At 69.8% G+C, this 26,358-nt stretch carries 23 protein-coding genes and 1 pseudogene; 14 read left to right on the top strand and 10 right to left on the bottom strand.

Features of this window, described 5'->3' with window-relative positions; genetic code table 11:
• Positions 1–9: 9 nt before the first annotated feature.
• From uvrB to ACLNEE_RS12425, 3 genes are all read right to left on the bottom strand, one after another.
• Positions 10–2,016 (bottom strand): excinuclease ABC subunit UvrB, encoded by a 2,007-nt coding sequence (gene uvrB / locus ACLNEE_RS12435; protein WP_411421844.1) that lies wholly within the window; start codon positions 2,014–2,016, stop codon positions 10–12.
• Positions 2,017–2,134: 118 nt separating this feature from the next.
• Entirely contained in the window at positions 2,135–2,563 is a 429-nt protein-coding gene (locus ACLNEE_RS12430; protein ID WP_411421801.1) for a phage holin family protein, read from the bottom strand.
• A 116-nt stretch (positions 2,564–2,679) separates the two neighbouring features.
• Positions 2,680–3,459, bottom strand: a complete 780-nt coding sequence (locus tag ACLNEE_RS12425; protein ID WP_411421802.1) for a DUF561 domain-containing protein — start codon at positions 3,457–3,459, stop codon at positions 2,680–2,682.
• Between the two features lie 54 nt (positions 3,460–3,513).
• On the opposite strand from ACLNEE_RS12425, the gene tilS reads away from it, so the two are divergent.
• Together tilS and ACLNEE_RS12415 are read left to right on the top strand one after the other, a co-directional pair.
• A complete protein-coding gene (gene tilS, locus ACLNEE_RS12420) occupies positions 3,514–4,590 on the top strand; it encodes a tRNA lysidine(34) synthetase TilS (protein WP_412007184.1) in 1,077 nt (358 codons plus the stop codon).
• Positions 4,574–5,230 (top strand): hypothetical protein, encoded by a 657-nt coding sequence (locus ACLNEE_RS12415; RefSeq protein ID WP_411421804.1) that lies wholly within the window; start codon positions 4,574–4,576, stop codon positions 5,228–5,230. Before tilS ends, ACLNEE_RS12415 begins: the two co-directional genes overlap by 17 nt.
• A 22-nt stretch (positions 5,231–5,252) precedes the next feature.
• On the opposite strand, the gene ACLNEE_RS12410 is transcribed toward ACLNEE_RS12415, so the two are convergent.
• The 3 genes from ACLNEE_RS12410 to ACLNEE_RS12400 all read right to left on the bottom strand — a co-directional run bounded on the left by ACLNEE_RS12410 (position 5,253) and on the right by ACLNEE_RS12400 (position 9,284).
• Complete coding sequence (locus tag ACLNEE_RS12410) at positions 5,253–7,265, bottom strand: ribonuclease J (protein WP_411421805.1); 2,013 nt, start codon at positions 7,263–7,265, stop codon at positions 5,253–5,255.
• Between the two features lie 73 nt (positions 7,266–7,338).
• Complete coding sequence (dapA, locus tag ACLNEE_RS12405) at positions 7,339–8,256, bottom strand: 4-hydroxy-tetrahydrodipicolinate synthase (RefSeq protein ID WP_411421806.1); 918 nt, start codon at positions 8,254–8,256, stop codon at positions 7,339–7,341.
• On the bottom strand, positions 8,253–9,284 hold the full coding sequence (locus ACLNEE_RS12400; protein WP_411421845.1) for an aspartate-semialdehyde dehydrogenase: 1,032 nt from the start codon (positions 9,282–9,284) through the stop codon (positions 8,253–8,255). The genes dapA and ACLNEE_RS12400 overlap by 4 nt, the downstream gene beginning before the upstream one ends.
• Positions 9,285–9,680: 396 nt before the next feature.
• On the opposite strand from ACLNEE_RS12400, the gene tig reads away from it, so the two are divergent.
• The 5 genes from tig (at position 9,681) to ACLNEE_RS12375 (ending at position 16,019) form a co-directional block, all read left to right on the top strand.
• Positions 9,681–11,141, top strand: coding sequence for a trigger factor (gene tig, locus ACLNEE_RS12395; protein ID WP_411421807.1), 1,461 nt, complete (start codon positions 9,681–9,683; stop codon positions 11,139–11,141).
• A 155-nt stretch (positions 11,142–11,296) separates the two neighbouring features.
• The gene (clpP, locus tag ACLNEE_RS12390; protein ID WP_411421846.1) at positions 11,297–11,908 is read left to right on the top strand and encodes an ATP-dependent Clp endopeptidase proteolytic subunit ClpP; all 612 of its coding nucleotides are present in this window, start codon (positions 11,297–11,299) and stop codon (positions 11,906–11,908) included.
• Positions 11,909–12,022: 114 nt separating this feature from the next.
• Positions 12,023–13,384, top strand: coding sequence for an ATP-dependent protease ATP-binding subunit ClpX (gene clpX / locus ACLNEE_RS12385; RefSeq protein ID WP_411421808.1), 1,362 nt, complete (start codon positions 12,023–12,025; stop codon positions 13,382–13,384).
• Positions 13,385–13,395: 11 nt separating this feature from the next.
• Positions 13,396–14,085 (top strand): lecithin retinol acyltransferase family protein, encoded by a 690-nt coding sequence (locus ACLNEE_RS12380; RefSeq protein ID WP_411421809.1) that lies wholly within the window; start codon positions 13,396–13,398, stop codon positions 14,083–14,085.
• Positions 14,086–14,117: 32 nt separating this feature from the next.
• Positions 14,118–16,019, top strand: a complete 1,902-nt coding sequence (locus ACLNEE_RS12375; protein ID WP_411421810.1) for a DNA polymerase III subunit gamma/tau — start codon at positions 14,118–14,120, stop codon at positions 16,017–16,019.
• Between the two features lie 38 nt (positions 16,020–16,057).
• Here the strand turns inward: ACLNEE_RS12375 and ACLNEE_RS12370 are convergent, their stop codons facing one another.
• On the bottom strand, positions 16,058–17,422 hold the full coding sequence (locus tag ACLNEE_RS12370; protein ID WP_411421811.1) for a glycosyltransferase family 2 protein: 1,365 nt from the start codon (positions 17,420–17,422) through the stop codon (positions 16,058–16,060).
• A gap of 24 nt (positions 17,423–17,446) precedes the next feature.
• The gene (locus tag ACLNEE_RS12365; protein WP_411421812.1) at positions 17,447–19,045 is read right to left on the bottom strand and encodes a SpoIID/LytB domain-containing protein; all 1,599 of its coding nucleotides are present in this window, start codon (positions 19,043–19,045) and stop codon (positions 17,447–17,449) included.
• A 72-nt stretch (positions 19,046–19,117) separates the two neighbouring features.
• On the opposite strand from ACLNEE_RS12365, the gene rpmI reads away from it, so the two are divergent.
• Genes rpmI through ACLNEE_RS12350 form a run of 3 tightly spaced genes read left to right on the top strand, consistent with a single transcriptional unit; the run spans position 19,118 to position 20,274 of the window.
• A complete protein-coding gene (gene rpmI / locus ACLNEE_RS12360; RefSeq protein WP_411421813.1) occupies positions 19,118–19,315 on the top strand; it encodes a 50S ribosomal protein L35 in 198 nt (65 codons plus the stop codon).
• Between the two features lie 51 nt (positions 19,316–19,366).
• Positions 19,367–19,714, top strand: coding sequence for a 50S ribosomal protein L20 (gene rplT / locus ACLNEE_RS12355; RefSeq protein ID WP_411421814.1), 348 nt, complete (start codon positions 19,367–19,369; stop codon positions 19,712–19,714).
• Positions 19,715–19,737: 23 nt separating this feature from the next.
• On the top strand, positions 19,738–20,274 hold the full coding sequence (locus tag ACLNEE_RS12350; protein WP_411421815.1) for a tetratricopeptide repeat protein: 537 nt from the start codon (positions 19,738–19,740) through the stop codon (positions 20,272–20,274).
• Between the two features lie 9 nt (positions 20,275–20,283).
• Here the strand turns inward: ACLNEE_RS12350 and ACLNEE_RS12345 are convergent, their stop codons facing one another.
• Entirely contained in the window at positions 20,284–20,910 is a 627-nt protein-coding gene (locus tag ACLNEE_RS12345) for a hypothetical protein (RefSeq protein ID WP_411421816.1), read from the bottom strand.
• 156 nt (positions 20,911–21,066) lie between these two features.
• Between ACLNEE_RS12345 and ACLNEE_RS12340 the strand changes: the two are divergent.
• The 4 genes and pseudogenes from ACLNEE_RS12340 to ACLNEE_RS12325 all read left to right on the top strand — a co-directional run.
• A pseudogene (locus ACLNEE_RS12340) lies at positions 21,067–21,855 on the top strand (glycine oxidase ThiO); the annotation flags it as partial.
• A gap of 95 nt (positions 21,856–21,950) precedes the next feature.
• Entirely contained in the window at positions 21,951–22,121 is a 171-nt protein-coding gene (gene psb34, locus ACLNEE_RS12335) for a photosystem II assembly protein Psb34 (RefSeq protein WP_411421817.1), read from the top strand.
• Positions 22,122–22,226: 105 nt separating this feature from the next.
• Positions 22,227–23,420, top strand: coding sequence for an NAD-dependent epimerase/dehydratase family protein (locus ACLNEE_RS12330; RefSeq protein ID WP_411421818.1), 1,194 nt, complete (start codon positions 22,227–22,229; stop codon positions 23,418–23,420).
• A gap of 24 nt (positions 23,421–23,444) precedes the next feature.
• Positions 23,445–24,593, top strand: coding sequence for a glycosyltransferase family 4 protein (locus tag ACLNEE_RS12325; protein WP_411421819.1), 1,149 nt, complete (start codon positions 23,445–23,447; stop codon positions 24,591–24,593).
• Positions 24,594–24,605: 12 nt separating this feature from the next.
• Here ACLNEE_RS12325 and mrdA read toward each other — a convergent pair whose 3' ends face one another.
• Positions 24,606–26,357, bottom strand: a complete 1,752-nt coding sequence (gene mrdA / locus ACLNEE_RS12320) for a penicillin-binding protein 2 (RefSeq protein WP_411421820.1) — start codon at positions 26,355–26,357, stop codon at positions 24,606–24,608.
• Position 26,358: the final 1 nt, after the last annotated feature.

Genomic DNA, 26,358 nt, shown 5'->3' with positions numbered 1-26,358 from the left:
GTGAGGCGCTCAGTGCTTGCCCACCAGTTTCTGCCGCAGCCCCTTGATCTTGTCCCTCAGGTTGGCCGCCTCCTCGAACTCGAGGTTCTTCGCGGCCGCCTTCATCCGCTCTTCCAGCTGCTGGATCAGCTCCGGCAGCGAATCCAGCGGCACGGCATTGTGTTCAGCCTCCTCGGTGGCCTGTTCGAGCTGCTCGTCGTTGAGCCGGCGCGACACCTCCAGAAAAGCCAGGATCGCATTGCCCGCCCGTTTGCCGGCCGCCGTGGGGGTGATGCCGTGCTGCTCGTTGTAGGTCTGCTGGATGGCACGGCGGCGCTCGGTTTCCGAGATGGCCCTGGCCATCGAATCGGTGAGGTTGTCGGCGTAGAGCAGGGCCACCCCCTCCACATGGCGGGCGGCACGGCCGATGGTCTGGATCAGGGAGCGCTCGGCCCGCAGGAAGCCCTCCTTGTCGGCATCGAGGATCGCCACCAGTGACACCTCGGGCAGGTCGAGGCCCTCCCGCAGCAGGTTCACCCCCACCAGCACGTCGTACTCGCCGTTGCGCAGGTCCTGAATGATCTCGATCCGCTCGATCGAGTGGATCTCCGAGTGCAGATAGCGCACCCGCACACCGTTCTCGGCCAGATAATCCGTGAGATCCTCGGCCATGCGCTTGGTGAGGGTGGTGACCAGCACCCGCTCCTGCTTCTCGGCCCGCAGCCGGATCTCGCCGAGCAGGTCGTCCACCTGCCCCTCGGTGGGGCGCACCTCCACCACCGGATCGAGCACGCCGGTGGGCCGGATCACCTGCTCCACCACCTGGCCGTGGCTCTGGCCCAGCTCCCAGGCACCGGGCGTGGCGCTCACGAAGATCGTCTGCCGCGCCTTCTCCCAGAACTCCTCCCCCTTGAGCGGCCGGTTGTCCGCCGCCGAAGGCAGGCGAAAGCCGTGCTCGATCAGCACCTGCTTGCGGCTCTGATCGCCGTTGTACATGGCCTGGAGCTGGGAGCAGGTGACGTGGCTCTCATCCACCACCAGCAGCCAGTCGTCGGGGAAATAGTCGATCAGGCACTCAGGTGGCGTGCCGGCCTGGCGTCCGGCCAGGTGGCGGGCGTAGTTCTCCACGCCGTTGCAATAGCCCACCTGCTCCAGCATCTCCAGGTCGTAGGTGGTGCGCTGCTCCAGCCGCTGGGCCTCCAGCAGCCGGCCCTGGCCGTTCAGCAGCTCCAGCCGCTCGCGCAGTTCGGCGCGGATCGCCTGGATCGCCTCCTGCAGGCGCTCCTTGGGGGTGACGAAGTGCTTGGCCGGGTAGATGTTGATGGTCTCGAGGCTCTGCAGGATCTCGCCGGTGGTGGGATCCACGTAGCGGATCGCCTCCACCTCATCGCCGAACAGCTCGATCCGCACCAGCCGGTCCTCGTAGGCCGGGCCGATCTCGAGCACATCGCCGCGCACCCGGAAGCGGCCACGGGAGATCTCCACGTCGTTGCGGGAGTACTGGTTGTTCACCAGCTCCCGCAGGGAGCCGCGCAGGTTGAGCGTTTCGCCCACCTGGAAGGTCACGGCGGCCTTGAGGTATTCGCTGGGGATACCCAGGCCGTAGATGCAGCTGATCGAGGCCACCACGATCACATCGCGCCGCTCGAACAGCGAGCGCGTCGCCGAGTGGCGCAGCATGTCGATCTCCTCGTTGATCGACGCCGTCTTGGCGATGTACGTGTCACTGACGGGCACGTAGGCCTCAGGCTGGTAATAGTCGTAGTACGAGATGAAGTACTCGACGGCATTGTTCGGGAAGAATTCCCGCAGCTCGTTGCACAACTGGGCCGCCAGCGTCTTGTTGTGCGCCAGCACCAGCGTGGGCCGGCTGGTGCTGGCGATCACGTTGGCGATGGTGAAGGTCTTGCCGGTGCCGGTGGCCCCCAGCAGCGTCTGGTAGCGCTCGCCGCGCTGCACCCCCGCCACAAGCCCGGCGATGGCGGTCGGTTGATCGCCCTTGGGCTGGTAGGGGGCGTGCAGCTGGAAGGGAACCATGGCCATGGCGCCCATTGTGGGGAGTCCCGGCCATCCCCTGCGGTGACCAGCGTGGCGGATGGCCCGACCTGATGGCCCGACCTGCTGACGCCGCTGCTGAGGGCGCTGCTGACGACGATCAGGCGACCGGCAGCAGGCTCACCAGCGCCGAAGCCCGCGTGAAGTCCACGTCCAGACCCAGCATCCGCAGGATCAGCGCGGAGAGCACCGCGTACACGATCGCCCCCAGGATGGCGCTCACCAGACCCTGCCGGAGCCGGAACCCCTGGATCAGCCAGGCCGCCAGCGCGAACAGGACCACCGTGATCAGCCAGTTGAACAGCAGACTCACCGGGCTGATCAGCCCTCCCAGGCTGGTGACGGCCCAGACGGGACCGAACACCAGTTTCAGGGGCAGGATCAGCAGCGTGCCCAGCAGCCCGATGACCACGGCGGCCAGCAGTGCAATCGGGAAGCTGTCGATCTCAACCCCAAGCGGCAGCCAGGCGACGATCAGCAACACGACCGCCCGGATGGGCCACTGCAGCAGCCAGACAAGAGAACCCATGACAGGTCTGAAGGAGACCTCCGCAACGTAGGCATGGGTTCCGCGGCTGGCCGGCGGTTGTGACACACGGCCTCACCGGGTCCGGGCCGGACCGGTGGGGCACTGGCGAGGGACGCTCAGACCGTCACCCCGGCCCCCACCGGAGCCAGGGCCTGGCGCAGGCCGCGCACCACGGCCAGCATGGCCAGCTCGTCGTCGAGCCGATTCACGGCGGAACCCACGCCCACGCCGGCGGCACCCGCGGCGATCGCCAGCGGCAGGGTGACGGCCGAGAGGCCGGAGGCGCAGAGCACGGGCACGTCGTCCGGACGGCCGGCGGCGGCCAGGGCGCGGCTGATGGCATGGGCGGCGGCCAGGGTGGGCGCCGCCTTCTCGATCAGGCCCAGGGTGCCGGCGCTGAAGGGCTTGGCGCTGGTGCCGCCCTCGGTCTGGATCAGATCGGCGCCCGCGGCCACCAGATCCACGGCCAGCTGCTCCTGCTCGTCGAGGGGCAGCACGTGGGGCACGGTGACGCTGAGCACCACCTCGGGCAGCAGCTCGCGGCTGCGGCGGGTGATGGCCAGCACCTCGGCGGCATCGAAGACGCGGCCGAGGGGATAGAAGGCGTCGTAGTTGCCGATCTCCACCAGGGTGGCCCCGGCCGCCACCGCGGCGGGGAAGAGGTCCGGATCCACGGCGGAGACGCAGATCGGCAGCCCGGAGACGGCGGCGGCACGGCGCACCAGCTCCGGATCACAGGCGATGTCGATCAGATCGGCCCCGCCCAGGCCGGCGGCCCGGCTGATGCGCTCGACAGCGGCGGCGTCGAAGTTGGTCAGCCCCGCGATCACCTTCAGCAGACGACGCTCGAGCAGGGCACGACGCAGCTGGGCGGGCAGGTGATCGAGGCGGGACATGCCGAAGGGGCGCACAGTGGGGCGATTCTCCCACCCGAAGCCCCATCGTTTCGGTTGTCTGCCCCACCGCCGCCACCCCCATCAACGCCCTCCCCCGCAGCGCCGGCTGACTGGGGGGCGGATCACCTGCATCTGCATCGCCTGCTGCGGCGGCAACCGGACCTGCTGCCAGCCGGCAGCCCCCTGCTGCTGGCGGTCTCCGGGGGACAGGACTCCATGGCCCTGGTGGGGCTGCTCAGCGGGCTGCGGCGGCTGCATGGCTGGACGCTGCACCTGTGGCACGGCGACCACCGCTGGCGAGCGGAGTCTGAGCAACAGGCGCGCGAGCTGGAGGCCTGGGCCGGGCAACGGGGCCTGCCGATCAGCGTGGACACCTGGCAGGACGCCCCCGACGGCGGCCCCCGCGAAGCGCCGGCGCGGCAGTGGCGTTACGACCGGCTGCGCGCCTTGGCCTCGGACCTGCAGGTCGCACGGGTGGTCACCGGTCACACCGCCAGCGACCGGGCCGAAACCCTCCTGCTCAACCTGGCCCGCGGCAGCCACCGCCGCGGCCTGGCCAGCCTGCGACGCCGGCGACCGTTGAGCGGAGGGATCGCCCTGGTGCGGCCCCTGCTGGGTATCCGGCGCCGCGACACGGCCCGGATCTGCCGCGAGCTGGGGCTGCCGGTCTGGCCGGATCCCAGCAACCATGACCCCCGCTTCAGCCGCAACCGTGTACGGGGCGAGGTGCTGCCGGTGCTCGAAGCCCTCCACCCCGGGGCGGAAGGGCGGCTCGCCGAGCTCGCGGAGCAGCTGGCCGAGGAGGAGGATGCCGCGGGGGAACTGCTGGATCTGGCCCTGGCACCCCTGATCGCGCGCGGCCCGGGGGAGATCGGGGATCAAGCCCTGCGCCGTCGGCCCCTGACCCGGCTGGAGCGGGCCAACCAGCGGCTCCTGCTGCAGCACTGGCTGGAGGCGCGAACCGGACGACGGCTGAGCCGCCGCGGGCTGGACAGCCTGCTGGACCGGCTGGCACCGGCGCGGGGCCCGGGCCAGGCGGACCTGGCCGGTGGCTGGCGTCTGCACTGGCTACGCACCACACTGTGGCTCAGCCACGATGCCGATCGGCCGCCCGATGACCGCCACCCCTGAGTCCCTCCGCCAGCGTTACGCCGCCATCGAGCTGGTCTACAGCGAGCGGCAATGGCCGCAGGTGGAATCCCTCAGCCACGCCCTGCTGGTCGATCTGCCCGACGATCCGGCCGACCCCCTGCGCCAGCGGGTGGTGCTCCTGCTTGGCCATACCCGCCTGTACGGCATGGGGGATGTGGCCACGGCACGGCGCCACTACGAAGCGGTGCTGAAGAACGGCGCCGAGCCCACCCTGCGCCAGATCGCCGAGCAGGGGTTGGAGCAGTGCGCCGAGGTGGCCCGTCAGCAGGAGAGCGGCGGAAACCCCACCCCGCCGGCCGAAGGCCAGCTGTTCCCCTTCAGTGCCAAGCCCGGCGCCGGGCCGAGCCAGGAGGGCGGGGAGCCGGCCATGCCCTGGCTGCAGGCCGCCGCCGCGGGCAGCGGGTCAGGAACGGCCCTCGACCCCCTGGCCGTGGAGATCATCGACGAACCCGAGCAGATCGACGTGGCGCTGGCGGATCCCCAGCGCCGGGAGGAGTTGGAACTGAAGGAACTGGCCGCGCTGGAGCCCTCGGAAGGAGTGCTCCAGACCCTGCGGCGGCGGGACCCCGAGGAGGAACAGGAGCTCGCCCGGGGTCTGCTGCGCGTGGTGCTGCGCTGAGGGAAGCTGGCTGAAGTGACCCTCAGCGGGCCGCGGCTGAACGGCGACGACGGGTCCGGCCGGCGATCTCCGGCTCGGGAGCCGGGGCCACCAGGGCCGGGGCCGGCGCCGGAGCTGCTCCCGCCGCAGCCGGGGAGGGGCTGGCCGCCACGGCCGCCACCTCGCGACGCGGTGCCCTGTCGCCACGCTCGCGGTCACCGCGCTCCCGGTCACCACGCTCCCGATCGCGGCCATCACGGCCACCGCGGCCGCGGGGTGCGGGCCGGCTGTCCGGTTCGGCATCGGCGCGGCCCTTGTAGGCGGGAGTGCCGGCGGGCGCCGGCTGCACCAGACAGATGATCAGGGGCTCCACCTGCAGTTCGCGCCGCAGACGGCGCTGCAGACCCAGCTCCACCTCGCGCTGCACGCCCACCCAGTCCACATCCGGGGCCTTGCCACCGGTGTTGCGGCTGAGCTGGCTCCAGCGGTTCTCGAGCACCCAGGTGATCTCGCGCTCGGCCCAGAGGCTGAGCTTGCGGGCATCCGCGGTGGTGACCACCCCGCGCAGATTCACCCGCGGCGGCGCCGCCATCACCCCGTCGGTGCTGATCACGGCCAGCAGGGTGATCACCCCGTCTTCGGCCAGCTGCTGGCGCTCCTTGAGCACCCGTGCGTCCACGATGCCGTTGCGGGACGCATCCAGCAGTTCGATGCCGGCCTTCACCGGATCCCCCCTGCGGATCGAATCAGGCGTGAGTTCCACCACATCGCCGTTGTCGATGATCAGCGTGTTCTCGGGCGGAATGCCCATCGACATGCCGGTCTTGGAGTGGGCCACCAGCATGCGGTGCTCGCCGTGCACGGGCACGAAGAACTTCGGCTTGGTGAGGGCCAGCATCAGTTTCTGGTCCTCCTGGAAGCCGTGGCCGGACACGTGGATGCCCTCACCCTTGCCGTAGACCACCTTGGCGCCCAGCATCATCAGCCGGTCGATGGTGTTCACCACGGAGATGGTGTTGCCGGGAATCGGGCTGGCCGAGAAGATGATCGTGTCGGTGGATTTCACCTGCACCTGGGGGTGCTCGCCGCGGGAGATGCGGCTCAGTGCCGCAAGGGGCTCGCCCTGGCTGCCGGTCATCAGCAACAGCGTCTCACGGTCCGGCAGATCGCGGATCTGCTTGATCGGCACGAACAGATCATCGGGGGCACGCATGTAGCCCAGCTCGCGAGCCTTGGCGATCACGTTGAGCATGGAGCGACCCAGCAGGCCCACCTTGCGGCCATTCTTCATCGCCAATTCCAGAATCATCGCCACGCGATGGATCGAGCTGGCGAAGGTGGTGATGATCACGCGCCCTTCGGCCTGAGCGATGTGCTGGTCGAGTTTCGGGAACACCGAGCGCTCGGGGGGGCAGAAGCCGGGCACTTCCGCATTGGTGGAATCACTGAACAGGCAGAGCACGCCCTGATCGCCGTAATGGGCGAGCCGAGCCATGTCGAAGTACTCGCCATCGACCGGCGTGTGGTCGAACTTGAAATCGCCGGTGAAGATCACCGTGCCCACCGGCGTGGTGATGGCCAGCGAGAAGCTGTCGGCCATCGAGTGGGTGTTGCGGATGAACTCCACGGAAAAATGCTGGCCGACCTTGACCACATCCCGCGGGGCCACCGTCTGGAGGATGGTCCGGTCCATCACACCAGCTTCTTCCATCTTGCCGGTGAGCATGGAGAGCGCCAGGCGCGGTCCATGGATCACAGGGATGTTGAAGTTCTTGAGGTGGTGGGCAATGCCGCCGATGTGATCTTCGTGACCGTGGGTCACGATCATGCCGCGGATGCGCTTCTGGTTTTCCTTCAGATAGCTGGTGTCCGGCATCACCACGTTGACCCCGTGCATGCCATCACTGGGGAAGGCCAGACCGGCATCCACCAGCATGATGTCGTCGCCGTACTCGAAGACGCAGGTGTTCTTGCCGATCTCGTGCAGGCCACCGAGGGGAATCACCCGGAGGGCCTGGGGCTTGGTGCTGGCGCCATGGCCGTTGGAACTTGACATGTAGGAACGTCGAAGAATTGAGGGATGGATTGGAACAGGGTGCTGACGACCGGTCAGCGAATCAGCCTTGGCGTCAGGTAGGACGCAGGGCAGCGAGGGTTTCGGAGAGGCGTCGTTTCACGTCGTCGTTGGCGGAGAGAAGGGGAAGTCTTGGGGCACCCACCGGCCAGCCGCTCAGTTCGAGGGCCGCTTTCACCGGCACGGGGTTGGTGGTGCAGAACAGGGCCCGACAGAGGGGCAGGAGCTGCTCATGCTGGGCGAGGGCCGCCGCCAGATCGCCCTCCAGGAAGGCCTGCACCAGGCGACTGATCTGGGGACCCGCCACATGGCTGGCGACACTCACCACCCCCACGGCCCCGACGGCCAGCATCGGCAGCGTGAGGGCATCGTCACCCGAGTAGATGGCGAGCCGATCGCCACAGACCAGGCGCAGGGCACTCACCTCGTCGGTCGAGCCGCTGGCGGCCTTGAACGCCACCACATTGGGGAGGTCGAGCAGTCGCGCGGTGGTCTCCGGGGCCAGGCTGGTCCCCGTGCGGCCGGGGATGTTGTAGAGCATCAGCGGCAGCTCAGGAGCGGCCTGGGCGACGGCCCGGAAATGGGCTTCCAGGCCGTCCTGGGGCGGCTTGTTGTAGTAGGGCACCACCACCAGGGCCCCATCGGCCCCGAGGGCGGCGGCCTGCTGGGTGGCCTCGACGGCCTCGGCGGTGCAGTTGCTGCCACTCCCGGCGACGAGCCGGGCCCGACCACCGACCGCCTCCTGCACGGCCGCGAAGAGGTCGTGCTGCTCCTGCCAGCTGAGGGTGGGGGATTCACCCGTGGTACCACAGAGGACCAGCCCGTCGGAACCGTGGCTGACCAGGTGATCCGCCAGGCGGGCCGCCAGGGCCAGGTCGACCCGACCATCGGCCTGGAACGGCGTGACCATGGCGGTCACGACCCGGCCGAACGGGGCGTGATCCCAGGGGGGACGACCGACGACGCCGCTCAACGGTCACCTCCCTGGCTGGGGCCCTGCAGCAGCAGCTCGGCGATCTGGATCGCATTGAGGGCGGCGCCCTTGCGGATCTGGTCTCCGCAGAGCCACAGCTCAAGACCGTTGGGATCGCTGAGATCCTGGCGGATGCGTCCCACCGCCACGGGGTCCCGACCCGTCACGTCGGTGGGCATGGGGAAGCGGTTGGACTCGAAGTTCTCGAGCAGCTCGACCCCGGGGGCCGCGCCCAGCAGGGCCCGGGCCTCAGCGACGGGGAAGGGCTCGTCGAAGCTGATGTTCACGGCCTCGGAGTGGGCCCGCAGCACCGGCACCCGCACGCAGGTGGCGGAGAGACGCAGATCGGGAATCCCCATGATCTTGCGGGTCTCGTTGAGCATCTTCAGCTCTTCCTCGCAGTAGCCGTTGGGCTGCAGCGGCGAATTGTGGAGAAAGAGGTTGAAGGCGAGGGAATGGGGCAGCACCTCGCTCACCGGCTCACCGCCCTCCAGCACGGTGCGGCTGAGCTGACGCAGCTCCTCCATGGCCCGCGCCCCGGCCCCGCTGGCCGACTGGTAGGTGCTCACCACCACCCGGCGGATCGGTCGGCGGGCATGGAGGGGTGCCAGGGCCAGGGTGAGCAGGATCGTGGTGCAGTTCGGGTTGGCGATGATGCCCTGGTGGGTCAACGCCGCCTCGGGGTTCACTTCCGGCACCACCAGAGGCACGGCGGGATCCATGCGGAAGGCACTGGAGTTGTCCACCACCACGGCACCCGCCGCGGCGGCCACCGGCGCCCACTGGCGCGACACCGAGCCGCCGGCCGAGGCCAGCACCAGATCCACCCCTTCGAAGATGGCTTCGCTGACGGGCTGGATCATCAGCGACTGGTTCTGCCAGTCGAGTGGATGGCCGGCCGAGCGGGGCGAGGCCAGCGGAATCAGCTCGCCGACGGGAAAGTGCCGCTCTGCGAGCAGTTGCAGCAGTTCCTGACCCACGGCGCCGGTGGCTCCGAGGATGGCGACCCGCAGCGGACGCTGGGGCAGGGTGATGGGCGCGGTAGAGGCGGTGGCGTCGGGAGAGGTCTGGGCGGCGGTCAAGGGTGGGAGAAAGGGTTGTCGAAAACTTGGCACCGATCCCGGCTGGCTACCCACGCCAGACGAGCTGCGGGAAGGCTGCTCAGGCCACGGTCAGCGGCGCCCACACGGTCAGCCGCGTCCGGATGAGCCAGGACCCGCTGATCCAGGGCGCGGATCTCAGGAATACGGGTCTTAAGGCTCGGGGAAGTCCCGAACCGGCCACGCAGGGGCTCAGGGGAGAGGGCAGGGCGGTGGAACCGGAGGCTGGCGGGGCTATCGCCTTCGTCGTGCATGGAGCGAACAATACTGGGGCCCGTCCCGGTTCGGCCACTTTCTTAGGATCGGGGGCTGCATCGAGCCGCCATGAGTCCTGCCGCCGCCGCCAACCAGTCCCAGAGCAGCCCCTCGGAGCTGACGGTGACCGCCAGCCCGCGTCCTGGCAGCCGGGTGGCCCTGGAGGTGGCCATCCCCGGCGGCCGCAGCCAGGCGAGCTTTGACGCGGCCGTAGAGAAGCTCAGCCGCAGCATCAAGCTGCCGGGGTTCCGCAAGGGCAAGGTGCCCCGCCCGGTGCTGCTCCAGCAGATCGGCCCCCTCCGCATCCGCGCCACCGCCCTCGAGGACCTGGTGGATGCCGCCTTCCGCGACGCCCTGGCGATCGAGACCGTCTCCCCCATCAGCCGCCCCGAACTGAGCGAGAGCTTCGAGGTGGTGCTGGAGCGGTTCCAACCCGGCAGCGACCTGCACTTCACCCTGGAACTCGACGTCGAACCGACGCCCAGCCTGCGCAAGACCCGCGGTCTGAAGGCCGAGGCTGAGGTGATCAGCTACGACCCTGCCCGGGTCGACGAGCTGATCGAACAGTCCCGCAAACAGCTGGCCACCCTGGTGCCCGTGGAAGGACGGCCCGCCGAGGCTGGCGATGTGGCTGTGCTCAGCTTCAGCGGGATCTATGCCGACACCGAGGAGCCGATCAGCGGTGGCAGCAGTGACGCCACGGAGGTGGAACTGGAGGAGGGCCGCATGATCCCAGGCTTCGTCGAGGGGGTGATCGGCATGGCGGTGGGCGACACCCGAACGGTGGACTGCCAGTTCCCCGAGAGCTATGCCCAGGAGGACGCCGCCGGGCGGGAGGCCCGCTTCACGATCACGCTGAAGGACCTCAAGACCCGGGAGCTCCCCCCCCTGGATGACGCCTTCGCCCAGCAGGCCAGCGACAAGCAGACCCTGGCCGAGCTGCGGGCCGACCTGGAGACCCGCCTGCAGGACGATGCCGAACGCCGGGCCCGGGCGGCCCGCCATGACGCCCTGCTCACGGCCCTGGTCGAGGAGCTGGAGGTGGAACTGCCGGAGACCCTGCTCCAGCAGGAGATCCGCAACCTGATCGAGCAGACGGCCGGTCAGATTGCCCAGCAGGGGATGGATGTCAAGAAGCTGTTCACCCCCGATCTGGTGCGCAGCCTGATGGACACCTCCCGTCCGGAGGCCGAGCAGCGCCTGCGGCGCAGCCTGGCCCTGCAGGCCCTGGCGAGCGCCGAGGCCATTGAGGTCGCCGCCGAGGAGCTCGAGGCCAAGGTCCGCGAGGTCAGCCGCGGGCTGAGCCAGCAGGGCTCCATCGATCCCCAGCGCCTGCGCCAGGTGGTGGCCGACGACCTGCTGCGGGACAAACTGCTGGACTGGCTGGAAACCAACAGCACCATCACCGAGGCGGCCCCGACGACCAGCCCTGCCGCCGCCGAGACACCGGCGAAGCCAGCGAAGTCGGCGAAGCCTGCGACGTCGGGCAAGCCGGCCGGGGACGAGCCCGCGCAGGAGCCAGAGAGCTGAGCCCCGGGCGGCCGTCCCCCCGGCGATCCCCCCGGGGCTCGCCATAGATTGACGCCACCAGACCTCCCCTGCGCGTGATCGACGCCTCCCAACCCATCGCTCTGCGTCCGCACCCCATCCGGAGCCTCTGGCGGGGACCGCGGCCGGGGGCCACGATGGCCCGTCCCTCCGCAGCCCCGGGGGTGCTCCCCACCGTGGTGGAGCAGTCCGGCAAGGGGGAGCGGGCCTTCGACATCTATTCCCGGCTGCTGCGCGAGCGGATCATCTTCCTGGGCACGGGGATCGATGACACCGTGGCGGACGCCCTGGTCGCCCAGCTTCTCTTCCTGGAAGCGGAGGATCCCGAGAAGGACATCCAGATCTACATCAACTCCCCCGGGGGCTCGGTGACCGCGGGCCTCGCCATCTACGACACGATGCAGCAGGTGACTCCGGACGTGGTCACCATCTGCTACGGGCTGGCGGCCTCGATGGGGGCTTTCCTGCTCTCCGGCGGCGCCAAGGGCAAGCGCCTCGCCCTGCCGAACGCCCGGATCATGATCCACCAGCCCCTCGGCGGGGCCCAGGGCCAGGCCGTGGACATCGAGATCCAGGCCCGGGAAATCCTGTTCCTCAAGGAGACCCTCAACGGGCTGATGGCCGAGCACACCGGCCAGCCCCTGGAAAAGATCACTGAAGACACTGACCGCGATTACTTTCTTTCTCCCGCCGAGGCGGTTGAATACGGCCTGATCGATCGGGTTGTGACCGACAGCAGCCCTGCCTGATCCAGTTTGATCCTTAAGGAAAGCTGCCGGCCCCGGCACCTGGGTCAATCCTGAACCCAGGGCTTTTCGCCCTCCCCTCCCCGCACGGGACCCTTCGTCCAGCCGACCCTGCCGATGGCCAAGTTCGACGCCCACCTCAAGTGCTCGTTCTGCGGCAAGTCCCAGGAACAGGTGCGCAAGCTGATCGCCGGTCCAGGCGTCTACATCTGCGACGAGTGCATCGATCTCTGCAACGAGATCCTGGACGAGGAGCTGGTGGACAGTCACGGCACGGCCAGCGGAGGCCGCAACGCCCCCGAGGCCTCCCGTGGCAAGGCGCCCGCCAAGAAGAGCTCCAAGCCCGCCCCCACCCTGGCGGAGGTGCCCAAGCCCCAGGAGATCAAGGCGTTTCTGGATCGCCAGGTGGTGGGTCAGGACGAGGCCAAGAAGTCCCTCTCGGTGGCGGTCTACAACCACTACAAACGGCTGGCCTGGCAGGGGGATGGCCAGGGTGAGACCGACCGCACGGCCACCCGTCTGCACAAATCCAACATCCTGCTGATCGGTCCCACGGGCTGCGGCAAGACCCTGCTCGCCCAGACCCTGGCCGAGATGCTGGATGTGCCCTTCGCCGTGGCGGATGCCACCACCCTCACCGAGGCGGGTTACGTCGGAGAGGATGTGGAGAACATCCTGCTGCGGCTGCTGCAGAAGGCCGACATGGATGTGGATCAGGCCCAGCGGGGGATCATCTACATCGACGAGATCGACAAGATCGCCCGCAAGAGCGAGAACCCCTCCATCACCCGCGATGTCTCGGGTGAGGGGGTGCAGCAGGCCCTGCTGAAGATGCTGGAGGGCACCGTGGCCAATGTGCCTCCCCAGGGCGGACGCAAGCACCCCTACCAGGACTGCATCCAGATCGACACCAGCCAGATCCTGTTCATCTGTGGCGGAGCCTTCGTCGGGCTCGATGACGTGGTGCAGAAGCGCATGGGCCGCAACGCGATCGGCTTCATCAGCCCTGACGGCAGCAGCCGCCCCCGCAGCTCCAGGGACCGGCAGGCCACCGATGTGCTGCGCCACCTCGAGCCCGACGACCTGGTGAAGTACGGCCTGATTCCCGAGTTCATCGGTCGCCTGCCGGTGAGCGCCGTGCTGGAGCCCCTGGACACCCGAGCCCTGGAGGCCATCCTCACCGAGCCCCGGGACGCCCTGGTGAAGCAGTTCCAGACCCTGCTCAGCATGGACGAGGTGCAGCTCGACTTCGAGCCCGGCGCCATCGCCGCGATCGCGGCGGAAGCCCATCGCCGCAAGACGGGCGCCCGGGCCCTGCGGGGCATTCTCGAGGAGCTGATGCTCGAGCTGATGTACGACCTGCCCTCCCGCCGCAACGTCCGCTCCTTCACCGTCACCCGCGAGCTGGTGGAGCAGCGCAGCCAGGCCAAGGTGCTCTCCCTGGCCGCCAACCTGGACGACGCCCAGGCCAGCGCCTGAGCGGGCCGTTCGTGGCCGCCGCCGACCATCTGGAGGTTCCTCGCCAGCACGGTCTGTTCAACCACCACGGCATTGACCTGGGCGATGGCACCGTCGCCCATTACCTCGAGGGCAGGGAGATCCTGCGCAGCCCCACCGACACCTTCAGCCGCGGCCAACCGGTGCGGGTGGTTCCCTACCCCGACGGCAGCTGTTCTCCGACCGGCGTCTGCCTGCGGCGTGCCATGGGCCGGCTGGGGGAGCAGAACTACAACCTGCTGTTCAACAACTGCGAGCACTTCGCCCACTGGTGCAAGACGGGCCGGCACCGCAGCGCCCAGGTCGAGGGCTGGCTGCACAGCGGCAGCCTTGGCGCCCTCGCCCTGGGCCAGTGGATGCCGGCCGCCGTGCTGTCCGCCGCCCGGCTGCTGCTGAGCCAGGGACAACGGCTGGATGGCCTGAACCTGGATCCCAGCCATGTGGAGAAGGGACTGGAGTTCGCCCGCCAGACCATCACCCAGCTGGAGGGCCTGCGCGAAAAGCTCCAGGCCAGGCTCGACGAGGCCCTGGCGCAGGCGGAGGCCCGCTGGGGGCAGAGCCAGTTCGAGGTTCTGCGCCGGGCCGCCCAGAAACTGGCCGACCAGCTGGCGGAGGTGGAGGACCTGGAAACCGCTCTGGAATCCCGGCTGCAGGGACAGCTGGAAGCGGGGCAGGACCGGTAGCCTCATGCTCCCGCCTCACCGGGGCAAGCCCCATGGGCCAGGCCTACCAGCCTCTGCATCACAAGTACCGGCCCCAGCGGTTCGACCAGCTGGTGGGCCAGGAGGCGATCGCGGCGACCCTCGGCAATGCCCTGCGCTCCGGACGGATCGCGCCGGCCTACCTGTTCAGCGGCCCCCGCGGCACCGGCAAGACCTCCAGTGCCCGGATCCTGGCCCGCTCGCTGAACTGCATCCGCAGCGAGGGGCCAACGCCGGATCCCTGCGGCAGCTGCGAGCTCTGCACTGCGATCGCCGCCGGCACCGCGCTGGACGTGATCGAGATCGACGCGGCGTCCAACACCGGCGTCGACAACATCCGCGAGCTGATCGAGCGGTCCCGCTTCGCGCCGGTGCAGGCCCGCTGGAAGGTCTACGTGGTGGACGAGTGCCACATGCTCTCCACGGCCGCCTTCAACGCCCTGCTCAAGACGCTGGAGGAACCCCCGCCGCAGGTGGTCTTCGTGCTGGCCACCACCGACCCCCAGCGGGTGCTGCCCACCATCCTGAGCCGGTGCCAGCGTTTTGATTTCCGGCGCATTCCCCTCGAGGCGCTGCAGCAGCATCTGGGCTGGATCGCCGAGCAGGAAGCCATCGGCATCACGCCCGAGGCGCTCCATGTGGTGGCCCAGCGGGCCCAGGGCGGCCTGCGCGACGCCGAGAGCCTGCTCGATCAGCTGAGTCTGCTGCCGGCGCCGATCGAAGCCACGGCGGTCTGGGATCTGCTGGGCGCCGTTCCGGAGCAGGAACTCCTGGACCTGGCCCAGGGGCTGGCGGGGGGTGAGCCGATCGCGCTGATCGATGCGACCCGCAACCTGCTGGAGCGGGGTCGCGAACCCGCGGCCGTGCTCCAGGGGATGGCCAGCCTGCTGCGGGATCTGGTGCTGGCGGGCAGCGCACCCGAGCGGCTGGAACTCACCGGCATCTCCCCCCAGTTCCGCGGCCAGCTTCCGGAGCTGGCCCGCAGCCTGGGCCGCACGCGGCTGCTGCAGTGGCAGGCGCAGCTCAAGGGCAGCGAACAGCAGCTGCGCCACAGCGTCAATCCACGCCTGTGGCTGGAGGTCCTGCTGCTCGGCCTGCTGGCCCAGCCGGCCGCGAGCGAATCCGCCGCCAGCCTGCGCCAGCCCACCCCCAACCCAGGGCCGCGGCACCCGGTGCCGCCCAGCTCGGCGCCGCCCCCCCGCAGCTCGGTGGCCGCCCCAGCCGCGGTGAGCCCGCCTTCGGCGGTCGCCCCCACGCCCCCAGCGCCGGAGCCGGAGCCGGTTGCGGTGGCTGCCGCCGACGCCGAACCTCCCCGAGGCACCGACCTCGCCGAGCTGTGGCAGCAGATCCTGGCCAGCCTGGAACTCCCGTCCACCCGCATGCTGCTCTCCCAGCAGGCCCGGCTGATCCGTCTCGACGACCGCCGGGCCGTCGTGCAGGTGGCCGGCAACTGGATGGCCATGGTGCACAGCCGCCAGGCTCTGGTGGAGCAGGCGATGGCACGGGCCCTGGGCAGCCCCAGGCAACTGGTGCTGGAGGCCGGCGGCGAACCCCCCATCAACGCCTCAGCCCCGCCGCCGCGGCCGGGCGAGCGGATGGGGGCCACCCCCCCGGGCCAACCCCAACCCGCACCGTCACCCACATCCGGGGCCGAGGGGCTCGCCCAGCCCCAGCCCAGCACCGACACGACCCACCAGCTCAGCAGTCCCGACCACCTCAGCGGTGCCGACCGCAGAGATCGCGAGCACGGCGAGGCCGGGACCGGGGCCAAGGGCGACGGCCCACCGGAGGTCCGTGCCCCGATCGATGACAAGGCCCGCCGGCTGGCGGAATTCTTCAACGGGGAGGTGGTGGAGCTCGACGGACCGCTCGAAGGCCACGAGCCACCGGAAGGGCTCGGGGTGGACGCCGCCTGAGCCTGCGTCCGGCCTGGCCCCAGGCCCGCAGCGGCAACTCAGGCGGCGGCGGGATCCTCGACCGCGGTTTCCTCGAGCCCGGACTCGCCCAGGTGGAGGGTCTTGGCCCAGACGAGCCGCTTGGGCAGCAGGGCCATCCGCAGGCTGGTCCAGGGGATGACCACGAACCAGTGGCCGAGATAGACGATGCCCAGGGCCAGGTTCCACGGAGCCATGCGGGGCAGGGGAGGCCCCTCACTGCCGCGACGGCATCCCAGCAGGATCGAGCAGCCGGAGAGGCCGAAGGCCACGAAGGACAACGGCCAGATCGTCGGAGCCGTCAGGGTCAGGGCTGCGCCGAGCAGGTCGGCCATCGCCACCATCGGCATGGCGTACTGGAGCAGGAAGAAACAGAGCAGATCCAGCCGGCGCCTGCCGTTGACCCTGCCGAAGAACAGGCCCGGCCCGTAGTCGAAGAAGCGCTGCAGCCCACCTTCCGCCCAGCGCTGACGCTGGCGCCAGAGGGCCGCCAGGCTCAGCACCGCCTCCTCCCGCACCGGGGGATCCCAGAGGATTCCCGTGGGCTGGTCATGCAGCAGCAGCCGGAAGCTGAGGTCCAGATCGTCGGTCACCGTGGCCTCGTTGAAGCCGCCGGCGGCCTGCAGGGCATCCCGGCGGAGCAACTGGCCGTTGCCGCGCAGCTCCACCACCCCACCGCGGGCCAGGCGCCCCTCCTGAATCACGGCGTCCAGCGCCATTTCCATGGCCTGGGCCCGGGTGAGCCAGTTGGCCTGGGCATTGGCCACCGCCTTGCGCAGCTGCACAGCCCCCCAGCCACCGGCCACGGCCCAGGGAATCAGACGCTCCAGGGTGTCGGGCTGAAGATCGGCATCGGCATCGAGGACCAGCATCCAGGGGGCCTCGGCATGCTGAAGGGCGAGGTTCAGCGCACCGGACTTGCCCCCACCGGCATCCGGTTCCCGCCGCAGCACCCGCAGGAAGGGGAAACGCCCCTGCAGCTCCGCGAGCAGCTGGGGCGTGCGGTCGGCACTGCCGTCATCGACCACCCAGAGCCGCAGCTGCTCAGCCGGGTAGCGGAGCGCGGCGATGCGCTCGACCAGGCGGGTGATCACGGCCTGCTCGTCCCTTGCCGCCGCCACCACATCCACCGGCGGCAAGGGACACGGCAGCGGGCCCCCGCCAGGCTCGGCGGGGACCGCGGCACCAGACCGGCTGCGACCCAGGGCCGGCAGCAACACGGTGTAGATGCTGTAGCCACCAAGCAGCACGGCCATGCTGGTGGCCGGCAACAGGCGCACGGCCGGGTCGAGCCAGTGGGGGATCAGCCCGGCCCAGCCACAGGCGACCACGAACAGGGCAGACTTGCCACGGCGGCGATCGTTGGTACTGCCGTCCGCGGCCATGGCGATCCCGGAAGTGAGCGGACTCTAAGGGGCGTTCCCGGAGGCGTTGCTGTTCAGGCCTGACAGGGACTGGAGGCTGGTGCCCGGATAGTAGTGGCTGAGGATCCGCTGCAGCGGCCAGCCCCGGCCCGCCAGGTCGATGGCTCCGGCCTGGGAGAGACCAGCCCCATGGCCGAAGCCGCCACCCTCGAACCGCCAGCGTCCTGGGCCCTGGGGGGTGACCACGAACAGGGTGCTGGGAAGCTGGCGCAGGCTGCGGCGGATCGCATCCCGGCGGAGGACGGTCGCGCCCCCGCTGCCCTGGATCCGCAACGCCAGCACCCGGCCGCTGACCCCCCGCTCCAGGACCGTGACCTGCTGGGGAGTGCCGAGCTGGGGCGCCGTGCCGACCAGGGCCTGGCGGATCTGGGTCGCATCGAGGCTGCGGGTCCAGCGGAAACGGGGGTGGCCCGCGCCGTGGAAGCCCGTGCTGCCGGCGAGCAGCGTCGGGAGCTGGGCGGGCGCCAAGGGCAGCGGGAACCGTTCCTGCAGAGCCCGGGAGCCATCCACGGCGGGTACCAGATAGGGCAGGGCCGTGCCGCTCCAGACCTCCTCGAAGCCGGCCGCCACCCCGCCATTCGTGGCGTGGTAGACGGCGTGGATCGGCTCCCCCTGCCAGGTGAGCACCTGGGAGCTGGTGGCCGCGATGGCCTCGCGCACGGCACGGCCCGCCTGGCGCGGGTCGGCATAGACCTGGCACTGGGTGTCGGCGCAGAGGTGATAGCCGTCGACCCGGAAGCGGATCCGGTTGCGCACCGCCCAGGTGCGGGCGAGCACCGCCTGGGCGGCCAGGGCGCCGGGAGGCGAACCGGCCCCGATCTCATGGGGCACCACCCCCTGGAGGTAGCGCTCCAGCGGGACCTCCTCCACCAGACTCCAGCTGCCGTAGGCATCGGGCTGAAGGCGGAACGGTCCCTGGAACAGCCCCCCCTGCCAGTGCAGACCTCCGGGGGTCTCCAGCCGAGTGGGGCCCTCCAGAGTCACCGGCCCCTCGGCGCGCCGCAGCTCGAGCACCACCCGCTCACTCAGCCGCTGCTCGACCTGCCGGGCGGGCCCGAGGTCCGGTGGGAGTGGGGCCTGGGGGGGCGCCCAGACCTCCCAGTCCCGCGGATGGGCGATCTGGACCTGGACTCCGGCGGCGCGCCAGCGGCCCGCGGCCTCCTCGGCGCTCTCGAAGCTGGCGAAGGGGCCCAGCACCTGCCGGCGGATCTGGAGCGGCGGATCCAGGGGCAGGCTGCGCCAGTGGAGCACGATCCGATTGGAACTGAAGCGGGCCCCCTCGGCCGTGACCACCGTCAGCAGTCCGGAACCGCTGCGCAGCTCCAGGGGTGACGACGGCCTGAGATGGTCCGCCAGGGCGACCCAGAGCACGGGGTTACGGCCGTCCAGTTCCGGAGGGGCCGGCACCGGCCACCCCATCGGCTCCGGCGCCGGCGGCGGCCCTACCGTCTCGGCCCGGCAGCCCGTCGTCATCAGGAGCACCCCGACGCCGAGGCTGGCCTGCAGCAGGCGGGCTGCGCGAGGGCGCCGCCGCTGGCGGGGAAGGGGGCGAAGGTTCGGGAGCAGGTGGTGGCGAGGGGGCATCCGGAAGGCTTGGGGTTGGAGGAAGGCAACACCACGTCGTACTCTGCTTGTTTGTGCCCGTGCTGGGGAGACATGCCGAAGCTCAAGACCCGCAAAGCAGCCGCCAAGCGGTTCAAGGTGACCGGCAGTGGCAAGTTTCTGCGTCGCCGTGCCTTCCGCAGTCACCTGCTGGATCACAAGAGCCCCAAGCGCCGGCGCTACCTCGCCACGATGGCCGTCGTCGACGAGCGCGACGCCGACAACGTGAGCGCCATGCTTCCCTACGCCTGAGCCCCAGGGCCCAGCCGTCACCACGAGTTCCACCACACCTGATTCCCTGCCATGGCCCGCGTCAAGAGGGGCAACGTTGCCCGTAAGCGCCGTAACAAGATCCTGCGTCTGGCCCGCGGCTTCCGCGGCGGCAACGGCTCCCTCTTCCGCACGGCCAACCAGCGGGTGATGAAGGCGCTGTGCAATGCCTACCGTGACCGCCGCCGCCGCAAGCGCGACTTCCGTCGCCTCTGGATCGCCCGCATCAACGCGGCTGCCCGCCTGAACGGCGTGAGCTACAGCCGCCTGATGGGAGGCCTGAAGAAGGCCGACGTGCGCCTGAACCGCAAGATGCTGGCCCAGCTCGCCGTTGTCGATCCCGGCAGCTTCACCAGTGTCGTCGGTGCGGCCAAGAACTGAAACGGTCCTCCCCCTAGCGCCCCTTGGAAACCCTGCTTCCCCAGGCCTACCTGATCGGCCTGGTTGTTCTCCTCGGAGGCGCCGCCGTCGTGGTGGCCCGCCAGATCTGGCTGGTGCGCCGGGATGAACTCACCCTGTCGCGCCTGGAGCGCCAGGACGATGGCCCCGATGGCGACGCCGCCAGTCTCTACGAACTCGCCTCGGTTCAGTTGCGCAAGCGGTTGTTCGGCGAGGCGGCTGACAACCTCAGCCGGGCTCTCCAGCGCGCCCAGGCCGAGGAGGCCCCGACCGAAGCGGTGGCCCTGATCCACAACGCCCTCGGCTTCGCCCTGGCGGCCCAGAACAAGTACAAGCAGGCGATCCGCCACTACAACCAGGCCCTCCAGGTCAAGCCGGACTACCCGGTCGCCCTCAACAACCTCGCCTTTGCCCTGGAGAAACAGCAGAACCCGGAGGAAGCCAGGGCCGCCTACCAGAAAGTTCTGGCGCTGGACGCCGCCAACAAGACGGCCAAAAAGCGCCTCAGCAGACTGGAGCGCACCCTCGGCACGGCGGCCTGAGCCGAGGCGTCACCACATGCCACGCACCGGCACGCCCGAGCTGGGTGCCGCCGGGGCCGGGTAGGGGGCCAGGGTCGCGGACTGCGGACGCAGATCGAGGCGGCCTCCGGGGCTGGTCAGGCGAGGGGCATTCCAGCCGGAGAGCGCCAGACCCTGCTGGCCGCTGAAGGAACCGCCGAGCTCGAGACCTCCCACATCGCACTTGCAGAGCACCAGCAGATCCAGCTGGTCGGACTCGGCGTTGAGGTTGCCCTGCACCGGCGTGACGTTGCCGCCGATGATCAGTTCACCGCGCAGGTCGATCATCTGGCCCATCGGGGTGGCCCTGGCCAGGCGCAGTTGCGCCGGAATCGGCTGGTAGGTGTCGAAGGGCTGGTAGGTGCCACTCCAGTCCCTGGGCATCTCCCGGGCCAGGAGCTGGGCGCGGGCCACAGGATCGAAGGTTTCGACCTCACCGGTGGCCACACTGCCTTCACCGCTGAGGGCGGCCGAGGCGGGGGGGGTGAAGGGGACAAAACCATCGCTGGCCAGGGGGGTGGCCGCCAGGGCCGCCAGGGGGGTGGCCGCCAGGGGGGTGGCCGCCAGGGCCGATGTCGCCGCCAGCTGAAGGGCGGTCAGGAGGAGCGTTCGCGGCACGGCATCAGCTGGGGCTGATGGGAGGCTAGATCCATTGTCATCGATGCGCCTCAAGCCACCGTGGTCCAGCAGCCCGCCCGGGAGCCCGGGTTCAGCCCCTCCCTCCGTCCAGCCGGCTCCGGCAGCCCGGACGGGGAGGCCAGCCCCCTGGACCAGGATCCCCTGGTGATCGGCGGCCGCCGCTTCCGCAGCCGCCTGATGACGGGCACGGGCAAATACCCGTCCCTGACCGCCATGCAGGAGAGCCTCCGCCACAGCGCCTGCGAGATCGTCACCGTGGCCGTGCGACGGGTCCAGAGCGCGGCCGCGGGCCACGAGGGACTGATGCAGGCCATCGACTGGCAGAAGATCTGGATGCTCCCGAACACCGCCGGCTGCGCCTCCGCCGAGGAGGCGATCCGGGTGGCCCGCCTCGGGCGGGAGCTGGCGAAGCTGGCCGGCCAGGAGGACAACACGTTCGTGAAGCTGGAGGTGATCCCCGACAGCCGCCACCTGCTGCCCGATCCGATCGGCACCCTCGAGGCCGCCGAACAGCTGGTGAAGGAGGGCTTCACGGTGCTCCCCTACATCAACGCCGATCCCCTGCTCGCCAAACGCCTCGAGGAGGCCGGCTGCGCCACCGTGATGCCGCTCGGATCTCCGATCGGTTCCGGCCAGGGCATCCGCAATGCCGCCAACATCGCGCTGATCATCGAGAACGCCGCGGTGCCGGTGGTGGTGGATGCGGGCATCGGCGTGCCGAGCGAGGCGGCCCAGGCCATGGAAATGGGTGCCGACGCGCTGCTGATCAACAGTGCCATCGCCCTGGCGGGGGACCCCCCGGCCATGGCCTGGGCCATGGCCCAGGCCTGCCAGGCGGGCCGCACCGCCTTCCGGGCGGGGCGCCTGCCGGTGCGCCCCCAGGCCAGCCCCAGTTCACCGCTCCAGGGAAGGGTCGGGACCTGAACCCGATCCCGTGAAGTTCCGTTGAACTTCGTGGCCACCGCGCCGGGCCCGCCGCGATTCCCTCCATAGGGTGTGGCCCTGTTCACCCCCGATCCATGCAGGTCACCGAAGAAGACGGCGGCAAGCTGAATGCCTTCGCCCGGGAGCCGCGCATGGTGGTGATGGAGGAAGGCGAGCGGAGCACCAGCGGCAGCAAGCTGCTGCTGATCGGCGGGGCCGTCCTGGTGGTGTTGCTGGTGGCCGTGGCGGCCGGGATCAGCGGCTAGGCCCCCGGAAACGCCTGTAGTAGCTTGCGTGGCTGAGCATCCGCTCGTCCTGCAGGGGTCTGGGGGTTTCGGGATGAAGGTTTCGGTCGGGATGAAGGTTTCGGGATGAAGGTTTTCGTTCTCGGTGGCGATGGCTTCTGCGGTTGGCCCTGTGCGGTGAACCTGGCCGATGCCGGTCACGACGTGGTGATCGTGGACAACCTCAGCCGCCGCAAGATCGACATCGATCTGGGCGTCGAGTCCCTCACGCCGATCGCGACGATCCAGGACCGCCTGCGGGCCTGGGAACAGGTCGGCGGCAAGGCGATGCGCTTCGTGCACCTGGACATCGCCCAGGAGTACACCCGCCTGCTGGACCTGCTCCGGGATGAGCGCCCCGCGGCGGTGGTGCACTTCGCCGAGCAGCGGGCGGCTCCCTATTCGATGAAGAGCAGCGCCACCAAGCGCTACACCGTCGACAACAACGTCAACGGCACCCACAACCTCCTCGCCGCGATCGTCGAGAGCGGGGTGGACTGCCACATCGTCCATCTGGGCACGATGGGCGTCTACGGCTACGGCTCCCACCGGGGGGCGACGATTCCCGAGGGCTACCTCACCGTGGAGGTGCCCCAGCCCGACGGCAGCCGCTTCACCGAGAAGATCCTGCACCCGGCTGATCCGGGCAGCGTCTATCACATGACGAAGACGCTCGATCAGCTGCTCTTCTTCTACTACAACAAGAACGACGGGATCCGCGTCACCGACCTGCATCAGGGCATCGTCTGGGGCACCAACACCGAGCTCACCGAGAAGGATCCGCGGCTCACCAACCGGTTCGACTACGACGGGGATTACGGCACGGTGCTGAACCGTTTCCTGATGCAGGCCGCGATCGGCTATCCCCTCACCGTGCACGGCACCGGAGGTCAGACCCGCGCCTTCATCCACATCCGCGATTCGGTGCGCTGCGTGCAGCTGGCCCTGGAGCATCCGCCCCAGTCGGGCGAGAAGGTGAAGATCTTCAACCAGATGACCGAGAGCCACCAGGTGGGCCAACTGGCCGAGAAGGTCGCCGCCCTCACCGGTGCTGAGATCAGCCACCTGCCCAACCCCCGCAAGGAGGCCATCGAGAACGACCTCATCGTCGACAACCGCTGTTTCATCGAGCTGGGGCTCAAGCCCACCACCCTCGATGACGGCCTGATGGCCGAAGTGGTGGACGTGGCCCGCCGCTGGGCTGACCGCTGCGACCGCAGCCGCATCCCCTGCATCTCCGCCTGGACCACCAAACAGGCCGAGGCCATCCAGGCCGTCTGACCCCGAACCCCCCGGGCCCCCATCTTGAAGATCGCCTTCTTCACCGAGACCTTCCTCCCCAAGGTCGACGGGATCGTCACCCGCCTGACCAAGACGGTGCAGAACCTCGTGAGCCTGGGGGATGAGGTGCTGATCTTCTGCCCGGAGGGAGCCCCGCAGGAGTACATGGGGGCCCGGGTGGTGGGGGTCCCCGCCATGCCCCTGCCCCTCTACCCCGAGCTCAAGCTGGCTCTGCCCCGCCCGGCGGTGGCCGAGGCCCTCGACCAGTTCCAGCCGGACCTGGTGCATGTGGTCAACCCGGCCGTGCTGGGCCTGGGGGGCATCTGGCTCGCCAAGACCAAGGGCTTTCCCCTTGTGGCCAGCTACCACACCCATCTGCCCAAATATCTGGAGCACTACGGCATGGGCATGCTGGAGCCCCTGCTCTGGGAACTGCTCAAGGCTGCCCACAACCAGGCCCGCCTCAACCTGTGCACCTCCACGGCGATGGTGCAGGAACTGAGCGAGAAAGGCATCCACCACACCGATCTGTGGCAACGGGGCGTGGACACCGAACTGTTCCGACCGGAACTGCGCCGAAGCGCGACCCGCGAGCGGTTGCTGGGGGGCCACAGCGAGACGGGCAAGCTGCTGCTCTACATCGGACGCCTCTCCGCGGAAAAGCAGATCGAGCGGATCCGGCCGGTGCTGGAGGCCATGCCCGACGCCCGGCTGGCCCTGGTGGGCGACGGCCCCCACCGCCAGCAGCTCGAGCGGGTCTTTGCCGGTACCCCCACGACCTTCGTGGGCTACCTGGCCGGCGAGGAACTGGCCAGTGCCTACGCCAGCGGCGATGCCTTCGTCTTCCCCAGCAGCACCGAAACCCTCGGGTTGGTGCTGCTGGAGGCGATGGCCGCCGGTTGCCCGGTCGTCGGAGCCAACCGCGGCGGCATCCCGGACATCGTGACCGACGGGGTCAATGGCTGTCTCTACGACCCCGACGGGGCCGACGGCGGGGCCGGCAGCCTGACGGCCGCAGTGGCGCGGCTGCTCGGCAACCCTGCCGAGCGAGCGGCCCTGCGCCAGGCTGCCCGCAGCGAAGCCGAGCGCTGGGGCTGGGGTGCGGCCACCCAGCAGCTTCGCGGCTTCTACACCGACCTGCTGGGCCAGCCCCATTTGCAGCTGGCGGCCTGAGCGGCCAGGGGGCTAGCTGCCCCCGCTGGCCGGCGTGCCCCGGAACCAGGTGGTCATCAGCGCCTTCACCATCGGGGCCGCCACCGTGCCGCCGTAGCCGCCGGAATTCTCTCCGAAGGCGACGATCACCAGGGTGGGATGACCACTCGGGGCATAGCCTCCGAACCAGGCGTGGTCCGGCCGCGGTGGGTCCTCACCGGTGCCGGTCTTGCCGGAGACGGGAGGCAGGTTCGGATCGTTCAGCAGCCGGGCCGTGCCCTCCGTGACCACCATCCGCAGACCCTTCTGAAGCACCGCCAGCGTGGCCGGCTTGAGACCGATCCGGGTGCGGGTGGTGGGCCGCTCCACCAGGTGCGGGGTGACCAGCCACCCCCCGTTCGCCACGGCGGCATACAGCCGGGCCATCTGCAGGGGCGTGACCTGCAGGGCACCCTGGCCGATGGCGGAGGTGATCGTGTCGACGGGGGTCCAGGGTTCCCCGAGCACCTCCTTCTTCCAGGCCTGATCCCCCAGCAGGCCCGGCGTCTCCTCCTCGGTGAGCTCGATGCCCGTGGCACTGCCGTAACCCAGCCGGCGCGCGGCCTTGAACAGCGCATCGGGGCCGATCCTGACCCCCACCCGGTAGTAGAAGGTGTTGCTGCTCACGGCCAGGGCGAAGGGAAAGCCGACCATGCCGTGGGCCCCATGGTCGCCGTAGCACAGGCCGGCGTAGCAGAAGGAGTCGGTGGTGAGCACCTTGTCGTCGGGCTGGTAGATCCCCGACTCCAGCGCCGCGGCCGTGGTGACGATCTTGAAGGTGCTCGCCGGCGGAAAACCCCGGAAGGCCCGGTTGAGCAGGGGGGCATCCGGCCCGTTGAGGGCGGCCCACTGCTTGCTGGTGGGCGCCGGGGAGAAGACGTTGGGATCGAAGCTGGGACGGCTGGCCATGGCACGGATGGCCCCGGTCTGGGGATCCATGGCCACGATGGCGCCCTTGCGCACCCCGTCGAGGGCCTTTTCGGCCGCCCGCTGCAGGGGCAGATCCAGGGTGAGGCGCAGATCCTTGCCCGCCTTGGCGGGCTTGTCCCCCAGAACCCGCTGCACCTGCCCGGCGGCATTGACCTCGACCTGCTGTCCGCCCCACTCCCCCCGCAGATGGGACTCGAACACCTTCTCGAGCCCGCTGCGCCCCACCCGGTCCCGGATGCGATACCCGTTCTGGCGCAGACGCTCGTATTCCTCCTCCGTGATGCCGCTGGTGTACCCCAGCACATGGGCCGCCAGACGGCCGTTCGGGTAGCTGCGCAGCACATCCACATCCACCTCGGCCCCCCGCAGACCGCTGGCCTGCTCCCGGAAACGCAGCACCTGCTCGGGTCCCAGCGACTGGGCCAGCTCGATCCGGAAGCCCTCGGCGTTGGTACCGCTGCGGCGGCGCTCATTCAGATCGGCCACCGCCAGGCCCAGCAGGGAAGCCAGCCGGTCCCGCAGCTCCGGCCAGCGGGCCTCGGAGACCTCGCGGGGCTGGATGTAGAGGTTGTAGGTGAGCCGGCTGGTGGCCAGCACCTGGCCATGGCGATCCAGCAGTCGGCCCCGGATCGGATTGCGGGGCATCAGCCGGATGCGGTTCTCGTCGGCACGCTCGCGGTTCTCGGCCCCATGGATCAGCTGCAGCCAGGCGAGGCGCGCCACCATGGCACCGCTGAACAGCACCACCACCAGCAGCAGCAGCACGGGCTGCTGCCCCATGCCGCTGTGCCGCCCCGCCTGGCCGTAGGCCGCCATG

Source organism: Aphanothece stagnina RSMan2012, from assembly GCF_046764815.1.
Taxonomy (GTDB): Bacteria; Cyanobacteriota; Cyanobacteriia; order PCC-6307; family Cyanobiaceae; genus NIES-981.
The sequence above is the reverse complement of the archived record's forward strand: the minus strand, read 5'-3'. Positions and strand labels throughout refer to the sequence as shown.

Coding starts and splice junctions, on each gene's coding strand:
- rplT (WP_411421814.1), top strand. CDS start 19,367: ATGGCCCGCGTCAAGAGGGGCAACGTTGCCCGTAAGCGCCGTAACAAG.
- rpmI (WP_411421813.1), top strand. CDS start 19,118: ATGCCGAAGCTCAAGACCCGCAAAGCAGCCGCCAAGCGGTTCAAGGTG.
- clpP (WP_411421846.1), top strand. CDS start 11,297: ATGGCCCGTCCCTCCGCAGCCCCGGGGGTGCTCCCCACCGTGGTGGAG.
- ACLNEE_RS12370 (WP_411421811.1), bottom strand. CDS start 17,422: ATGGCCGCGGACGGCAGTACCAACGATCGCCGCCGTGGCAAGTCTGCC.
- ACLNEE_RS12430 (WP_411421801.1), bottom strand. CDS start 2,563: ATGGGTTCTCTTGTCTGGCTGCTGCAGTGGCCCATCCGGGCGGTCGTG.
- ACLNEE_RS12375 (WP_411421810.1), top strand. CDS start 14,118: ATGGGCCAGGCCTACCAGCCTCTGCATCACAAGTACCGGCCCCAGCGG.
- ACLNEE_RS12365 (WP_411421812.1), bottom strand. CDS start 19,045: ATGCCCCCTCGCCACCACCTGCTCCCGAACCTTCGCCCCCTTCCCCGC.
- ACLNEE_RS12425 (WP_411421802.1), bottom strand. CDS start 3,459: ATGTCCCGCCTCGATCACCTGCCCGCCCAGCTGCGTCGTGCCCTGCTC.
- ACLNEE_RS12415 (WP_411421804.1), top strand. CDS start 4,574: ATGACCGCCACCCCTGAGTCCCTCCGCCAGCGTTACGCCGCCATCGAG.
- tig (WP_411421807.1), top strand. CDS start 9,681: ATGAGTCCTGCCGCCGCCGCCAACCAGTCCCAGAGCAGCCCCTCGGAG.
- psb34 (WP_411421817.1), top strand. CDS start 21,951: ATGCAGGTCACCGAAGAAGACGGCGGCAAGCTGAATGCCTTCGCCCGG.
- uvrB (WP_411421844.1), bottom strand. CDS start 2,016: ATGGTTCCCTTCCAGCTGCACGCCCCCTACCAGCCCAAGGGCGATCAA.
- clpX (WP_411421808.1), top strand. CDS start 12,023: ATGGCCAAGTTCGACGCCCACCTCAAGTGCTCGTTCTGCGGCAAGTCC.
- ACLNEE_RS12330 (WP_411421818.1), top strand. CDS start 22,227: ATGAAGGTTTTCGTTCTCGGTGGCGATGGCTTCTGCGGTTGGCCCTGT.
- ACLNEE_RS12410 (WP_411421805.1), bottom strand. CDS start 7,265: ATGTCAAGTTCCAACGGCCATGGCGCCAGCACCAAGCCCCAGGCCCTC.
- mrdA (WP_411421820.1), bottom strand. CDS start 26,357: ATGGCGGCCTACGGCCAGGCGGGGCGGCACAGCGGCATGGGGCAGCAG.